This is a genomic window from Amycolatopsis sp. lyj-109 (genome assembly GCF_046548995.1).
Taxonomy (GTDB): Bacteria; Actinomycetota; Actinomycetes; order Mycobacteriales; family Pseudonocardiaceae; genus Amycolatopsis.
The window spans coordinates 45420-60600 of sequence record NZ_JAJPWR010000002.1 but is presented as its reverse complement, the minus strand read 5'-3'; the positions used below and the strand labels follow the sequence as shown (position 1 = coordinate 60600).

General features: G+C 72.2%; 13 protein-coding genes. 11 read left to right on the top strand and 2 right to left on the bottom strand.

The features are described from left to right. Positions 1-2 precede the first annotated feature (2 nt). Positions 3-611: a 30S ribosomal protein S9 gene (rpsI, locus tag ACLJQF_RS04130; RefSeq protein ID WP_410606875.1), complete on the top strand. Its 609-nt coding sequence runs from the start codon at positions 3-5 to the stop codon at positions 609-611. Between the two features lie 203 nt (positions 612-814). Continuing rightward, positions 815-2149 carry a phosphoglucosamine mutase gene (glmM, locus tag ACLJQF_RS04125; RefSeq protein ID WP_410606874.1) on the top strand — a complete coding sequence of 445 codons (1335 nt, stop codon included), beginning with the start codon at positions 815-817 and terminating at the stop codon, positions 2147-2149. A 52-nt stretch (positions 2150-2201) separates the two neighbouring features. Here the strand turns inward: glmM and ACLJQF_RS04120 are convergent, their stop codons facing one another. Continuing rightward, the gene (locus ACLJQF_RS04120) at positions 2202-3074 is read right to left on the bottom strand and encodes a cytochrome P450 (protein ID WP_410606873.1); all 873 of its coding nucleotides are present in this window, start codon (positions 3072-3074) and stop codon (positions 2202-2204) included. A 30-nt stretch (positions 3075-3104) separates the two neighbouring features. Between ACLJQF_RS04120 and ACLJQF_RS04115 the strand changes: the two genes are divergently transcribed. From ACLJQF_RS04115 to ACLJQF_RS04095, 5 genes are all read left to right on the top strand, one after another. Next, on the top strand, positions 3105-4634 hold the full coding sequence (locus ACLJQF_RS04115; protein WP_410606872.1) for a fatty acyl-AMP ligase: 1530 nt from the start codon (positions 3105-3107) through the stop codon (positions 4632-4634). After that, positions 4627-4887: an acyl carrier protein gene (locus ACLJQF_RS04110; RefSeq protein WP_410606871.1), complete on the top strand. Its 261-nt coding sequence runs from the start codon at positions 4627-4629 to the stop codon at positions 4885-4887. The genes ACLJQF_RS04115 and ACLJQF_RS04110 overlap by 8 nt, the downstream gene beginning before the upstream one ends. Positions 4888-5038: 151 nt before the next feature. Beyond that, positions 5039-5353: a hypothetical protein gene (locus ACLJQF_RS04105; RefSeq protein ID WP_410606870.1), complete on the top strand. Its 315-nt coding sequence runs from the start codon at positions 5039-5041 to the stop codon at positions 5351-5353. Next, positions 5353-7872, top strand: coding sequence for a WXG100 family type VII secretion target (locus ACLJQF_RS04100; RefSeq protein WP_410606869.1), 2520 nt, complete (start codon positions 5353-5355; stop codon positions 7870-7872). Before ACLJQF_RS04105 ends, ACLJQF_RS04100 begins: the two co-directional genes overlap by 1 nt. Positions 7873-7891: 19 nt before the next feature. Beyond that, positions 7892-8362, top strand: coding sequence for a hypothetical protein (locus ACLJQF_RS04095; protein WP_410606868.1), 471 nt, complete (start codon positions 7892-7894; stop codon positions 8360-8362). A gap of 22 nt (positions 8363-8384) precedes the next feature. Here the strand turns inward: ACLJQF_RS04095 and ACLJQF_RS04090 are convergent, their stop codons facing one another. Beyond that, a complete protein-coding gene (locus ACLJQF_RS04090; protein ID WP_410606867.1) occupies positions 8385-9209 on the bottom strand; it encodes a dienelactone hydrolase family protein in 825 nt (274 codons plus the stop codon). 299 nt (positions 9210-9508) lie between these two features. On the opposite strand from ACLJQF_RS04090, the gene glmS reads away from it, so the two are divergent. The 4 genes from glmS to xylB all read left to right on the top strand — a co-directional run bounded on the left by glmS (position 9509) and on the right by xylB (position 15181). After that, positions 9509-11371: a glutamine--fructose-6-phosphate transaminase (isomerizing) gene (gene glmS / locus ACLJQF_RS04085; RefSeq protein WP_410606866.1), complete on the top strand. Its 1863-nt coding sequence runs from the start codon at positions 9509-9511 to the stop codon at positions 11369-11371. 16 nt (positions 11372-11387) lie between these two features. Further along, on the top strand, positions 11388-12827 hold the full coding sequence (locus tag ACLJQF_RS04080; RefSeq protein ID WP_410606865.1) for an NAD(P)H-hydrate dehydratase: 1440 nt from the start codon (positions 11388-11390) through the stop codon (positions 12825-12827). A 97-nt stretch (positions 12828-12924) separates the two neighbouring features. Beyond that, complete coding sequence (locus tag ACLJQF_RS04075; RefSeq protein WP_410606864.1) at positions 12925-13761, top strand: DeoR/GlpR family DNA-binding transcription regulator; 837 nt, start codon at positions 12925-12927, stop codon at positions 13759-13761. Beyond that, the gene (gene xylB / locus ACLJQF_RS04070; protein WP_410606863.1) at positions 13751-15181 is read left to right on the top strand and encodes a xylulokinase; all 1431 of its coding nucleotides are present in this window, start codon (positions 13751-13753) and stop codon (positions 15179-15181) included. Before ACLJQF_RS04075 ends, xylB begins: the two co-directional genes overlap by 11 nt.

Here is a 15181-nt window from a genome sequence, read left to right as displayed (position 1 = left end):
CTGTGACCAGCACCGAGTCCGAGACCCCCGAGGTCGTCGAGGCGACCGAGACCGGCGACGTCGCGACCAGCGAAACCCCGGCGGCCGAGGCCCCGGCCGCCGAGGCCCCCGCCGCCGAGGCGCCTGCCGCCGAGACCCCGGCCGCCGAGACCCCGGCCGCGACCAGCGAGACCCCGGTCGCCACCAGCGAGTCCGCTGCCGCGCCGCGCCCGTCGCGGGCCGCCGGCGGCAACGCGCAGACCGTCGGCCGCCGCAAGGAAGCCGTCGTCCGCGTGCGGGTCGTCCCGGGCACCGGTCAGTTCAAGCTCAACGGCCGCACCCTCGAGGAGTACTTCCCGAACAAGGTGCACCAGCAGCTCATCAAGGACCCGCTGGTCCTGGTCGAAAAGCCGGATTCGTTCGACATCTTCGCCAACCTGCACGGTGGCGGCGTCTCGGGTCAGGCGGGCGCGCTGCGCCTGGCGATCGCCCGTGCGCTCATCGAGGTCGACGCCGACGACCGCCCGGCCCTCAAGAAGGCCGGCTTCCTGACCCGTGACGCGCGCGCCACGGAGCGGAAGAAGTACGGCCTCAAGAAGGCCCGCAAGGCCCCGCAGTACAGCAAGCGCTGATCGCGTCTCGAGGCGCGAACCACCGGAGCGCCCATCCGTCCATCGGATGGGCGCTCCGGCGTTTTCCGGGGTGTTCGTTTTCCGGCTCTGTGTCGTTTCCGAGCCGGGGAGCGACATCACCGGGGTGGGGGAACGCGGTCCGTCAGGATCGCTAGGTTGTCGTGGTGGTCGCACCGGTGTGACCGCGCAGAGGAGGTCGATCGATGGCACGCCTGTTCGGGACCGACGGAGTCCGTGGTCTGGCCAACGCCGAGCTGACGCCGGAGCTCGCGCTGGCGCTGGCGGCCAGCGCCGCCCGCGTGCTCGCCGCGCACGACCGCTCGCACCGGCCGATCGCGGTCGTCGGCCGCGACCCGCGCGCCAGCGGCGAGATGCTGGAAGCCGCGGTCGTGGCGGGCCTCACGTCCGCCGGGGCCGACGTGCGCCGCGTCGGGGTGCTGCCCACGCCGGCCGTCGCCTACCTGGTCGGCGCGCTCGAGGCCGACCTCGGCGTGATGATCTCCGCGTCGCACAACCCGATGCCCGACAACGGCATCAAGCTCTTCGCCGCGGGCGGGCACAAGCTCCCCGACGGCATCGAGGACGAGATCGAAGCCGGCCTGTCCGCCGACGCCGTCCGCCCGACGGGTGCCGGTGTGGGGCGCGTCACGGACGTCGAGGACGCCCTCGACCGCTACGCCGCCCACCTGCTCGACGCCACGCCGCACCCGCTCGCCGGGCTCAAGGTCGTCGTCGACTGCGCCAATGGCGCTGCCTCCGCCGCCGCGCCCGAGATCTACCGCCGCGCCGGGGCCGAGGTCGTCGCGCTGTACGCCGACCCGGACGGCGTCAACATCAACCAGCACTGTGGCTCCAACCACCCGGAGAAGCTGCGCGAAGCGGTCGTCGCCCACGGCGCCGACCTCGGCATCGCGCACGACGGTGACGCGGACCGCTGCGTGGCCGTCGACTCCGCGGGCGAGCTCGTGGACGGCGACCAGATCATGGCGGTCCTGGCGCTGGCGCTGGCCGAGGCCGGCGAGCTGACCAAGGACACCCTGGTCGCCACCGTGATGAGCAACCTCGGCCTGCACCTGGCCATGAAGGCGCACGGCGTCACGGTCGTCACCGCCGCGGTGGGTGACCGGTACGTCCTGGAGGAGCTGCGCGCCGGCGGCTTCGCCCTCGGTGGCGAGCAGTCGGGCCACGTCGTGCTCCCGGCCCACGCCACCACCGGCGACGGCCTGCTGACGGCGCTGCGCCTGATGAGCCGCATGGCCGAGACGGGCAAGTCCCTGGCCGACCTGGCGGCGGTGATGAACCGGCTGCCGCAGGTGCTGGTCAACGTCCCGGTGGCCGACAAGGCCGCGGTCGCGGGCTCCTCCGAGGTCCGCACGGCCGTCGACGAGGTCGAGGCCGAGCTGGGCGAGGAGGGCCGGGTGCTGCTGCGCCCGTCCGGCACCGAGCAGCTGGTCCGCGTGATGGTCGAGGCGCCGGCGCAGTCCACGGCGCAGGCCGCGGCCGACCGCCTGGCCGGCGTGGTCTCCGCCGTTTCCTGAGCCTGCCGCGGCTGTCGTGAGTGGTAATTAGGGTTCTAACCCGAATTACCACTCACGACAACGTGACCACCGCCCTACCGAGGCCGTGGAAGATCGGGTGGGTCTTCCAGCGCACGTCCCGCACTTCGCTGCCGGGGCCCAGGCGCGCGGCGAGGGCGGTGAGCGCGATCTCGCCCTCGGCCACCGCCACCCCGGAGCCCGGGCAGGCGTGGCGGCCGAGGCCGAACGGCAGGCCGTCGGCCAGGGAGATCGCCACCGGGCCGTCCGGGCCGAACCGCAGGACGTACCGGGCCGGGCAGATCGCCGTCACCAGCTCCCGCACGGTCCGCGGGCCCGAAGTCGCGAGTTCGAGGCCGGCGCAGGCCAGGAAGTTCAGCGAGTTCTCGTACGCCGCGTGGGCCAGCACCACCGGGGTGAACGTCAGCTCGTCGTCGTCCAGGCGACCGGCCGCGTGTGCCTCCCGCAGCGCCGTCAGCCCGCCCGGCCCGGCCACCGTCCGGCTGAGCTGCACCGCCAGCCGGAACGCCGACGCCTGTCCGGCCCGGTCGGTGCCGCCGAAGACGTCGAGGTTCGCCGTCGTCGCCTCGAGGTGGTCCAGGAACACGTCGTCGAGGGGCACGCCCAGCACCGCCGACGTCACCGCGCCCGCCACCGGCCGGGCGAAGTCGCGCACCAGGTCGAACGACGTCCCCAGCGCGGCCACCGTCGTTTCGATCCCGGCTCGCAGGGACTCGGGGAGCGGCTCCAGCCCGGCGATGATCTCCCGCAGCACCGCGCGCACGCGAGTGTGATCTTCGCCGTCCCGCAGCAGCACGCTGGGCGAGCCGCCGCCCGGATCCGACGTCAGCTCGGGGGAGCGCAGGGCGCGGGCGCACGCGTCGCGGCCGGAGACCACCCCGATGCCGTGCCGTTCGAACTCGTCCATCGCTTCGACACGGTAGGGCAGGATGGGGCCGTGCCGCCCGCAGCCGTCCCGGATGACGTCCTGGCCACGCCGTTCACGGACCACCTGCTCCGCAATGCGGGCGAAGACCGCCCCGCGTTCACCTGCCGCACCTTCCCCGGCCCGGCCGACCACACGCTGACCTGGCCGCAGGTGCTCGCCCGGGTCCGCGGGGTCGCCCGCGAGCTGCGGCGCGTCACCCGGCCGGGTGATCGCGTGGCGATCGTCGCCCGGCAGGACCTCGGCTACGTCACCGCCTTCCTCGGGACGCTCTACGCGGGGCGCGTCGCGGTGCCGCTGTCCGTCCCGACCGGCCGCACCGGCCGCGCCCGGATCGAATCGGCCTTCGCGGACGCCGCCCCGGCGGCCTGCCTCACCTCGAAGGACCTGCGGGACAAGGTCCCGCCGGCCGTCGTGCTCGCCGTCGAGGACATCGAGCCCGACGACGCCGAGCCGCCCGCCGCGGTGGCGATGACCGATCCCGCGTACCTGCAGTACACGTCCGGCTCGACGCGCCGCCCGGCCGGCGCGGTGATCTCGCACCGCGCGCTGGTGGCCGCCTGCTGGCAGACCACGCGGTGCTACCGCGCCGGCGCGTCGACCCCGCTGGCCGGCTGGGTGCCGTTCTTCCACGACATGGGCCTGGTCCTGCTCATCGGCACGCCCGTCTTCCTCGGCTCGCGGTCGGTCTTCTTCACGCCGATGGAGTTCGTGCGCGACCCGCTGCGCTGGATCCGGCTGCTGGCCGAGCTCCCGGGCGCCGTCACCGCCGCGCCCAACTTCGCCTTCGACCTGGCCGCGGAAGCGGCGGGGGACCTCGAAGCCGTCGACCTCTCGCAGGTGAACTCGCTGCTCAACGGCAGCGAGCCGGTCCGCGCGGCCACCGTCGAGGCCTTCGAGCGGGCCTTCGCTCCCTTCGGGCTGCCGCGGGCCGCGCACAAGCCGTGTTACGGGCTGGCCGAGGCGACGGTGTTCGTCACGAGCGCGGGCGACGAGGGGCCGACGATCACGGCGTTCGACGGCGAGCCGCGGGTGTCGGTGGGGCGGCCGTACGGCCAGCGGATCCGCATTGCCGACAACGAGATCCAGGTGTCCGGGCCCAACGTCGCCGACGGCTACTGGGGGCGGGACGACGTGCTCGCCCCGGGCGGCTGGCTGCGCACCGGCGACCTCGGGTTCGTCCACGACGGCGAGCTCTACGTCACCGGGCGGCGCAAGGACCTGATCATCGTCGACGGCCGCAACCACCACCCGCAGGACATCGAGGCCACCGTCGAGGCCGCGCACCCGGGCATCCGGCGCGTCGCCGCGTTCGCCGTGCGGGACGGCCACGGCGAAGGCGTCGCGGTCGTGGCCGGGTGCGTCACGCGGGACGAGTCGGTCGAGACGGCCGTGCGGCGGGCCGTCTCGGCGGCCCACGACCTGCCGCTGCGCGCCCTGTGGCTGGTGCGGCCGGGCGAGGTGCCGCACACGTCCAGCGGCAAGGTGTCCCGCGCCGCCGCCCGCGAGCGCTGGTGGGACGAGAATGAGCGGCATGGCTGACCCGGGCACCTACGTCGACGAGATCCGGCGGATCATCAGCTTCGCGCTGGAGATCCCGCCCGAGCGGCTCGCCGACACGACGCCGTTCGACGACCTCGGCATGACGTCCCGGCAGCGGATCCAGCTGCTGTCGCGGGTCGAGGTGACCTACGACGTCTCGGTCGACATCGACGAGCTCGACCGGCTGGTGGACATCCGCGGCGTCGCCGAGGTGATCTCCGAGGCGGTCGCGGCGCAGCGCGCCCGCGGGTAGGTCCCGGGCGGGTGCACTTCGCGGAAGCCCAGGTCCGCCGCCCGGCCGGACGCTAGACTTTGTGTGCATCTGCGACGGCACCGAACGGTGTCCGGGCGCGTCACAGTCCCGGAACGACGGGGGACCTGTGGGATCGAAGGGGGCAGCGACCATGCCGAACGGGTACGAAGCGAGTTCGGAGGCGATGACGCGGGCGCAGATCCGCCTGGCGGACGTCGCCGACGATCCCGCGAACGAAGCGAAGAAGGTCGCGCCGACCGAGATCGTCGCGGTGGACTTCGGTCGCGTGCACCAGGAGAGCTTCGGCAAGTACAAGGCCGGGATCGACGAGATCGGCGCGGGGATGACCGGGCTGTCGAACGCCCTGCTGAACCTGGGCAGCGGAATCGGGTCCGCGGGCGCCAAGTACACCGCGCAGGAAGCGAACGCCGGCGCGACGGCGAACCAGGCCGGGGGTAACCGCTGATGGCCGAATGGTCCGAGATCAAGAAGGTCCTCGACGACCCGAACGTGTCGATGGAAGCCAAGTCCAAGCTGATGGAGGAGTACAGCGAGGACTCGGTCTACTTCAACGACGAAGAAGAAGAGTACGCAAAGAAGTACATCGACAGCTATTCCGACACCTGGCAGTTCTCGGACGACTTCCTGCCGGGCTCGTCCTCCGATGTCGATGAAGCGCTGAAGGAAGCGCAGCAGGAAGGCGCGGCCAAGAAGCAGGAACACGACCGCGACACCGCCGGGCGGGACCAGGCGAAGAAGAACCTCGACGGCATCGGCACGCCGACGCTGGGGGCCGGCGCGAAGAGTTCCGACGAACAGCTCGACCAGGGCAACGTCGCGGTCGACCTGCTCGCGAAGTGGACCGACGAGGTCTGGAACAAGTTCGGCGACAAGAAGGATTCCCAGAAGGAGCTCAAGGACAAGTTCCACGAGAACCGCGGGATCCAGTACCAGAAGTTCCTCGGCGACGCCGACGACCTCGGCAAGGCGCACAAGGTCGTCGAGGACGCGCTGGGCAAGAGCGACACCGAGCTCCAGACCCTCTTCGACGCGTGGAAGGGCAAGGGCGCCAACGCGGCGGAGATCAAGTACGACGAGACGATCAAGCCGCACGCCAAGGAGCTGTCGCAGCAGATCGACGGCGCGGCGAAACTGATCCCGCAGACCGTGACGCAGGTCTTCACCGCGGTCAAGAAGAAGGTCGACGAGGTCCTGCAGCTGCACCGCCCGGTGATCGCCGAGGCCGACATCCCGATGGCCCTGGACGTCCTCAAGATCGCCAGCGGCGAGACCAAGGAATTCGACGACTTCATGAAGGTCGCCGGCTGGATCGACGCCGTGAACGCCAAGCACGGCAACAACTCGAACCTCGCCGAGCGCCTGCAGAACGACGACGGCTGCTTCAACGACGAGAACATCACGTACGGCCAGAACGTCTGCAAGTACTGGCGCGACGGCGCCTTCACGACCGAGTACCGGAGTCTGATCACCGCGTTCGACGGGTCCTGCAAGGCCGCCAAGGACACGATCGACCAGCAGTTCGGCGCGCTGGCGCGGTACATGGACGGCTACCGCAACCAGCTGACCGAGGCCAAGAGCGACGGCGGCGGCGACAAGACCGGCAACACGGGGAACACCGGAAACACGGGCAACACCGGGAACACCGGCACCGGCAGCACGGGGAGCACCGGTAGCGGGAGCACGGGCAGCACCGGGAGCGGCTCCACGACGCCGTCGGCGGCCGAGCCCCCGAAGGCCGAGGAGCCCGCGAAGCCCGAAGAGGGCAAGAACCCGATCACCGGGAAGCCCCTGGAGGTCGACCCGTCGACCGGCGAGCCGTACCCGATCGACCCGAAGACCGGCGAAGCCATCAAGGACGCCGACGACACGGACACGGTGTCGGTCAAGAAGGGCGACAACACGATCTCGATGTCCGAGCCCGACAAGGAGGGCAAGCAGGACATCTCCGTGGACGACGGCCACGGCAACAAGAAGGACTACCACCTCGACTGGGGTGACGACGACAAGGCCGAGGCCGGCAAGGACGGTGCCGGCAAGGACGGCGCCGCCGCGGACAAGGCGTCCTTCGGGCCGCAAGGCAGCCAGGCGGTCAAGGACGGCCAGCCCTCGGCCGACGGCTCCTACAAGCCGGGCGCGGACGGCAAGATCCACATCCAGGACGGCAACCTCAAGATCACCGCGGAGCGGCCGGAGGGCCCGGACGGCCCGACGATCGTGACGGTCGACGACGGCAAGGGCGAGCCGACCACCTACACCCTGGACGAGAAGGACGACCCCAAGGCCGGGGACCTCAAGGCGGACGGCCTCAAAGCGGACCTCAAGCCGGTGACCGACGGCGCCGGCTCGGAGATCCGGCACGACGCGAACGCCGAATCCCCGCTGACGAAGGACCCCGCGCCGGCCAACCCCGACCCGGGCTTCACGCGCAGCGAAGGAGCCTCGGGCGGTGGCGGGTTCAGCACGCCCGGCGGCTTCGACGGTGACCTCGGCGGCGGGGGCAGCGTCGGGGCCGAGCCCGCGGTGGCGACGGCCGACGCGGGTGCCGGTGCGGCTTCCGGGGACGCGACTTCGACGGCCGGCGCGAGCAGCTTCGGTTCGGCCGTCACCGGTGGTGGGGCGCCGGACTTCGCCGGTGCCGTCTCGCTCGACCCGGGCGCCCAGACCGGCAGCGACACCTCCCTGCCGATGTCGGATGGCGGTGGTGGCGGGCTCGGCGCGACTCCGGTCGATCCGGGCGTGCACCAGGCCGCCGCGAGCTCGTCGAGCATGAGCGGGATGGGCGGCATGGGAATGATGGGTGGCATGGGCGGCGCGCCCGGTGGTGGCGGTGGTGGCGGCGACCAGCAGCGCGGCCCCAGCCAGTACCGCATCGAGGGCAGCGTGTTCGAGACGAGCGGCGCGAAGGGCCGGATCAGCGGCTCGCTGGACGACGAGGGTGACCGTTCGATCCGGTACGACCGGTGACGAGGGCCGAGGAGGGCCGATGAGCAGCGCCGAAGACCGGTATCGCACCGCGATTTCGACGATGGAAGCGGCGGCGCGGGAGCAGGACGAGCAGCGCGGGCTGCGCGAACGCCGCCTCGCCGAGGCCCGGCAGCAGGCCAGCGAGGGCATGCAGAAGGAGCTGGCCGCCGCGCAGAAGTACGCCGAGCACATGGACGAGCTCACCAAGCGCAAGCAGAGCGCGGGCGGCTGGGCGACGGAGAAGACGCTGGCCGACAAGTCCCGCGAATCGCTGATGGAGTTCGGCGTCCACGAAGAAGAGGCGGGTACCGGCTACCCGAACTACCCGACGCCGAGCTACGGCACTCCGGCCCCGGTGGTCCCGCCGCGTCCGGAACCCGCACCGGAACCGCCGCCGGTGGCGGCGACGCCCGAGCCGCCGCGACGGGGGCGGCACGCGCGTCAGCCCGACGACGATGACGACTTCTCCAGCACCAGCTGGCTGGTCTGAGCCCGCGAAGAGCCCGTCCGCGTCAGTGGGCGGGCTCTTCTTCGCGCTCGATGGGGGCGCGCTTGACGTCCGCCTCGAGCAGGGGCCGGTACTTGTCGGTGCCGGTCAGGTGGGTCAGGAAGAACGCCGTGAACAGCGCGCGCGTCAGCTGCTGGGTCTTGCGGTGCGGCTTGCCGTGCATGAACAGCTGCGACCAGTGCCTGCCCTCGGTGACGCCCAGGTGGGACGCCTTGCCGAGGAACCGCAGCTGGACGTCGTCGCCGCCCCAGGCGCCAGCGATCGCTTCGGCGTGCGCGACGGCGGGAGCGACCAGGTCGTCTTCGGCGGCGAGGTGCAGGCCGGGAACGGTGATCGCCTTCGCCGACTCGGTGGCCGGCGGGAGCGTCTGGGCCGCGGTGATGGTCGCGACGGCCTTGATCCGCGGCTTTTCACCCCGCGCGTCCTGCGCCGCGGCGAGGACGGCGGAGCCGCCGCCGGTCGAGTGCCCGGCGAGGCCCAGCTTGCCGGGGTCGACGCTGATGCCGTCCGGGCCGAGCCGCACGGTGGTGACGACGTCGAGGGTGGTCAGCAGGTCGGCGGCGAGCAGCCGGTGCGAGGGCAGCGGCCCGCGCTGCGTGGCCGGCGCGGCGGCGACGATGCCCCAGCTCGCGAGGTGGCGCAGCAGCCCCCGGTACCGATCGGGCGGCTGCAGCCAGCCGTGCCCGAAGGCAACGGCTGGCAGCCCGAGCCCGGCGCGCGGCGTGAAGACCACGCCGGGTAGCCCGACCAGGGCGAGATCGCCCCGCAGGACCTCGTGCGGACCCGGGTGCGTCAACTCCGCGAGCAGCTGCTTGGGCTTGCTGGCCATGGTCGGAACCCTACTGTGCGCGCCCGCTCCCGGCTCGCCCGCCGCCCCGGACCCAAGCGCCCCAATGTGGCCTTCGGTGCGTCTGACGCACCCAAGGCGGCCTTCGGTGCGTCAGACGCAACCAAGGCCGCCTTGGGGCGCTTGGGTGGTGACCGTTCCGGGCCGGGAGCGGGAGGTTCCCGGTTGACGCCGAGCCAGGCGAAGTGGTGGTTCGAACCACTGTGGGTGCGTCCGGGCAGGTCGGAGGTGGTTCGCGGACCCCGTCAACCCGCTGAATGTCCCTCGTTAGGCTGGTGTCCGTGTGTGGAATCGTGGGATATGTCGGGCACCGCCCGGCTCTGGACGTCGTCCTCGGCGGGCTCCGGCGGATGGAGTACCGCGGTTACGACTCCGCCGGTGTGGCGGTCCTCGACGGCGCCGGTGCGCTGACCGTCGAGCGCAAGGCGGGCCGGCTGGCCAACCTGGAAGGCCGCCTCGACGAGGTCGGCCGTGAGCACTTCGGCGGCACCGCCGGCATGGGGCACACCCGCTGGGCCACCCACGGTGCGCCGATCGACCGCAACTCGCACCCGCACCGGGACGCCTCGCAGCGCGTCGCCGTCGTGCACAACGGCATCATCGAAAACTTCGCCGCCCTCCGCGCCGAGCTGGAAGCCGACGGCGTCGAGATGGCCAGCGACACCGACAGCGAGACCGCCGCGCACCTCATCGCGCGGGCGTACACCGAAGGTGACACCAAGGGCGAGCTGACCGCCAGCGTCGCCTCCGTCTGCCGCCGCCTCGAAGGCGCGTTCACCCTGGTCGTGACGCACGCCGACCACCCGGACACGATCGTGGCCGCGCGCCGGTCGTCGCCGCTGGTCGTCGGGGTCGGCGAGGGCGAGCACTTCGTCGCCTCCGACGTCGCCGCCTTCATCGAGCACACCCGCGAGGCCGTCGAGCTCGGCCAGGACCAGCTCGTCGTCATCACCCGCGAGGGCTACGACGTCCTGGACTTCCACGGCGACGCCGCCCAGGCCAAGCCGTTCACCGTGGACTGGGACCTGTCCGCCGCCGAAAAGGGCGGCCACGAGTACTTCATGCTCAAGGAGATCGAGGAGCAGCCCGAGGCGCTGGCCAACACGCTGCGCGGGCACTTCGAGTCCGGCCGGATCATCCTCGACGAGCAGCGCATCTCCGACCAGGACCTCCGCGACGTCGACAAGGTCTTCGTCGTCGCCTGCGGGTCGGCCTACCACTCCGGCCTGGTCGCCAAGTACGCCATCGAGCACTGGACGCGCCTGCCGGTCGAGGTCGAGCTGGCGTCCGAGTTCCGCTACCGCGACCCGGTCCTCGACCGCGACACGCTGGTCGTCGCGGTGAGCCAGTCCGGCGAGACGGCGGACACCCTCGAAGCCGTCCGGCACGCGCGCGAGCAGAAGGCCCGCGTCCTGGCCGTCTGCAACACCAACGGCGCCCAGATCCCGCGCGAGTCCGACGCCGTTCTCTACACCCACGCCGGGCCCGAGATCGGCGTCGCGTCGACCAAGGCGTTCCTCGCCCAGATCGCGGCCAACTACCTGGTCGGCCTGGCGCTGGCGCAGGCCCGCGGCACGAAGTACCCGGATGAGGTCGCGCGCGAGTTCGCCGAGCTCGAGGCCATGCCCGCGGCCGTCCACAAGGTACTGTCCACTGTGGATCAGGTGCGGGATCTCGGCCGCCGGATCGCCGACTCGAAGGCGATCCTGTTCCTCGGCAGGCACGTCGGCTTCCCGGTCGCCCTCGAAGGCGCGCTGAAGCTCAAGGAACTCGCGTACATGCACGCCGAGGGTTTCGCCGCCGGCGAGCTCAAGCACGGCCCGATCGCGCTGATCGAAGAGGGCCTGCCGGTCGTCGTCGTGATGCCGTCGCCCAAGGGGCGCGCGGTGCTGCACTCGAAGCTGGTGTCCAACATCAGCGAGATCCAGGCGCGCGGCGCCCGCACGATCGTGATCGCCGAAGAGGGCGACGAGACGGTCCGGCCGTTCGCCGACGAGCTCATCGAGGTCCCGGCGGTGCCGACGCTGCTGCAGCCGCTGGTGTCCACCGTGCCGCTGCAGGTGCTGGCCGCGGAGATCGCCCGCGCTCGCGGGTACGACGTCGACAAGCCGCGTAACCTGGCGAAGTCCGTAACCGTCGAGTAAGCCGGGGGTCGCCGCCGTGCAGGGAATCTGGACCACGGAACGGATTCGCGAGGCGGAGGGGCGGGCGTTCGCCGTCACGCCCGAGGGCGAGCTGATGCGGCGGGCGTCGTTCGGGCTCGCGGTTCAGATCGCGGACCTGCTCGAAGACCACACCGGCGGCGTTTCCGGCCGCCGGGTCGTCCTGCTGGCCGGCTCGGGCGACAACGGCGGCGATGCGCTGTGGGCGGGGGCGTTCCTGCGCCGCCGCGGGGTCGCGGTGACGGCGATCCTGCTCAACCCGGAGAAGGCGCATCCCGCGGGCCTCGAGGCGCTGAAGCGAGCCGGGGGCCGCGCGGTGTCCGCCGCGGACGGTCCACAGTGGATCGCCCGGGCGGACGTCGTGGTCGACGGGATCGTCGGCATCTCCGGCCGCGGTGCGCTGCGGCCGGACGCGGCACGGCTGGTCGAGCTGGTCGAGGCCCCGATCGTCGCGGTCGACCTGCCCAGCGGCGTCGACCCGGACACCGGCGCGGTCGACGGGCCTGCGGTCGAAGCCACCCGCACCGTCACGTTCGGCGCGCTCAAGCCGGTGCACGTGCTGGCGCCGTCGTGGTGCGGTGAAGTGGTGCTGGGCGACATCGGCCTCGAACTGACGGACCCCGATCTGCAGCGGCTCGACATCGTGGACGTCGCCGCGGCCTGGCCGGTGCCCGGCCCGGAAGACGACAAGTACAGCCAGGGCGTGGTGGGCGTCGCGGCGGGTTCGGCGACCTACCCGGGCGCGGCGGTGCTGGCCGCGGGCTCGGCGGTCCGCGCGACCTCGGGTCTCGTGCGGTACGCCGGCCACGCGGCGGACATCGTCCGCGCGCAGTGGCCGGAGGTCATCGCGACCGGCACGGTGGCCGACGCGGGCCGGGTCCAGGCGTGGGTGGTCGGGCCGGGCATCGGCACCGGCTCCGAAGGGCGCGATGTGCTGCGGTACGTCCTCGGCCAGGGCGTCCCGGTCTGCGCGGACGCCGACGCGACGACGATCATCGCGAAGTCCCCGGACGTCCTCGACGCCCGCGACCCGGACACGCCGCTGGTCCTGACCCCGCACGCGGGCGAGTACGAGCGGCTGATGGGCCGCAAGCCGGGTCCCGACCGGGTGACCGCGGCGCGCGAAGCGGCGAAGAAGTACAACGCGGTGGTGCTGCTGAAGGGGCACTGCACGGTGATCGCGGCCCCGGACGGCCGGGTCGCGGTGAACACCCCGCGCGGTGCCTGGCTGGCCACGGCGGGCTCGGGCGACGTGCTGTCGGGCCTGGTGGGCGCCCTCCTGGCGGCCGGCCTGGACCCCTGGCTGGCCGCTTCCATGGCGGCCCACGTCCACTCCCTGGCGGGCGCGATCGCGGCCCAGAACGCGCCGACCTCGGCCTCCGGCCTGGTCCACGCGATCCCCGAAGCCATCCGCTCCCTCCGCTCCCTCACCCCCTAAACCGGGCACTTTCACGTGAAAGTGCCCCCTGGATGGCGAGTGAAGACTTATCGAGTTCTCTGTTAACTTCGCGGGATAAATCTGGTAAGAAGTGCGTGTGAGCGGCGGCACAGCATCGACAGGGGACCGGAAGACCCGGCCGTCCGATGCTGTCGTCGAACAGCGGCGGCAGGACATCCTCGACCACGTCATCGAGCAGGGCGAGGCCCGGATCGACGACCTCACCGCACGCTTCAAGGTCAGCCTGATGACCATGCACCGCGACCTCGACGACCTGGCCGAACGCCGGCTCCTGCGCAAGCTGCGCGGCAAGGTCGAGGCCTACCCGGCGCTCACCATCGAGAGCGCCGCCCGCTTCCGCGACACGCTCCACCACGGTGAAAAAGAGGCACTGGGCGACGCCGCCGCGAACCACGTGCAGCCCGGCCAGACCGTCTTCGTCGACGACTCCACCACCCTCCTCCCGCTGGTCAAGCGGCTGGCCGAGATCGACGCGCTGACCGTCGTCACCAACTCGCTGCACGCCGCCCGGCTGCTCGGGCCCCGGGTCGAGGTCGTCCTCGCCGGCGGCCGCTACAGCCACGAGTACGACTCCTGCGCCGGCCCCGAGGTCCTGAACCTCCTCGACTCCATCCGCGCCGACGTCTCGTTCGTCTCGGTCACCGCCGTCGCCGTCGGACGCCTGTTCCACCCCGATCGCGACTACGCCGAGCTCAAGAAGGCCGCGCTGAAGGTCGCGAACCACACCGTCCTCGTCGTCGACCACTCGAAGTTCGGCCGCACCGCCACCTACGCGCACGGCGACGTCGGCGACTACGACCTGCTGATCACCGGGGAGTACACCCCCACCGAGGAGATCGAGGCCGCGCTCAACGCCGGCACCGCGATCGAGATCGTCGAACACGTCGCAGAGGGGCAGCCCTATGACAGCTGAACTGGTCGCCGGCATCGACTCGTCCACCCAGTCGACCAAGGTCGTCGTGTGCGACGCCGCAACCGGCGAGATCGTCCGCACCGGCCGCGCGCCGCACCCCGACGGCACCGAGGTCGCCCCCGCCGCCTGGTGGGACGCCTTCCAGGAAGCCAGTGCCGGCCTGCTCGACGGCGTCCAGGCCATCGGCGTCGGCGGCCAGCAGCACGGCATGGTCACGCTGGACGAAAACAACGACGTCGTCCGGCCCGCGCTGCTCTGGAACGACACCCGCTCCGCGCAGGCGGCGCTCAACCTCATCGAGGAGCTCGGCGGGCCCTCGGCCTGGGCGAAGTCCGTCGGTTCGGTGCCGGTCGCCAGCTTCACCGTCACGAAGCTGCGCTGGCTGGCCGAGCACGAGCCCGAACTCGCCGACCGCGTCACGCGCGTGCTGCTCCCGCACGACTGGCTGACCTGGAAGCTCACCGGCGGCGACCCGGTCACCGACCGCGGCGACGCCTCCGGCACCGGCTACTTCTCGCCGTCCGACAACGCCTACCGCCTCGACGTCCTGAGCCACGCCTTCGGCGGCCGGACGCCGGAGCTGCCCACCGTGCTCGGCCCGGCCGACGCCGCCGGCCACACCTCGGACGGCGTGCTCGTCTCGGCCGGCACCGGCGACAACATGGCCGCCGCGCTCGGGCTGGAATTGCGGCCGGGTGACGCCGTCGTCTCGCTCGGCACCAGCGGCACCGTGTTCGGCGTCGCCGAGACCGGCGCGGCCGACCTCAGCGGCGAGGTCGCCGGGTTCGCCGACGCCACCGGCCGCTTCCTCCCACTCGCCTGCACCCTCAACGCCGCCCGCGTCCTCACCGCGACGGCCGCCATGCTCGGCGCGACGCTGAGCGAGTTCGACCGCCTCGCCCTGACCGCCGAACCCGGCGCCGGCGGGCTGACCTTCCTGCCGTACCTCGACGGCGAGCGCACCCCGAACCTGCCCGGCGCCACCGGCTCGCTGGCCGGGCTGACCAGGGACAACATGACCCCGGAGAACCTCGCGCGCAGTGCCGTCGAAGGCATGCTCTGCGGCCTGGCCGCCGGCCTCGACGCGGTGCGCACGCACGGCCTCGACGTGCAGCGCGTGCTGCTGATCGGCGGGGGCGCGCAGTCACGGGCCGTTCGCGCGATCGCGCCGCTGGTGTTCGGCGTGTCCGTGCAGTTGCCCGAAGTCGCCGAGTACGTCGCGCTGGGCGCGGCGCGGCAGGCGGCGTGGGCATTGTCCTCCAGTGCGGAACCCCCGTCCTGGCAGGAAAACCAGAAGCTCCGGCTCGAGCTGGACGAGCCGACCGAGGCGCAGCGCGCCGAGGGCCACCGGATCCAGCAGCGCCACCTCGAAGCCCGCGAAGCGGCGTACGGGGTCCGGCGGAATCTCGGAGAGGACTGA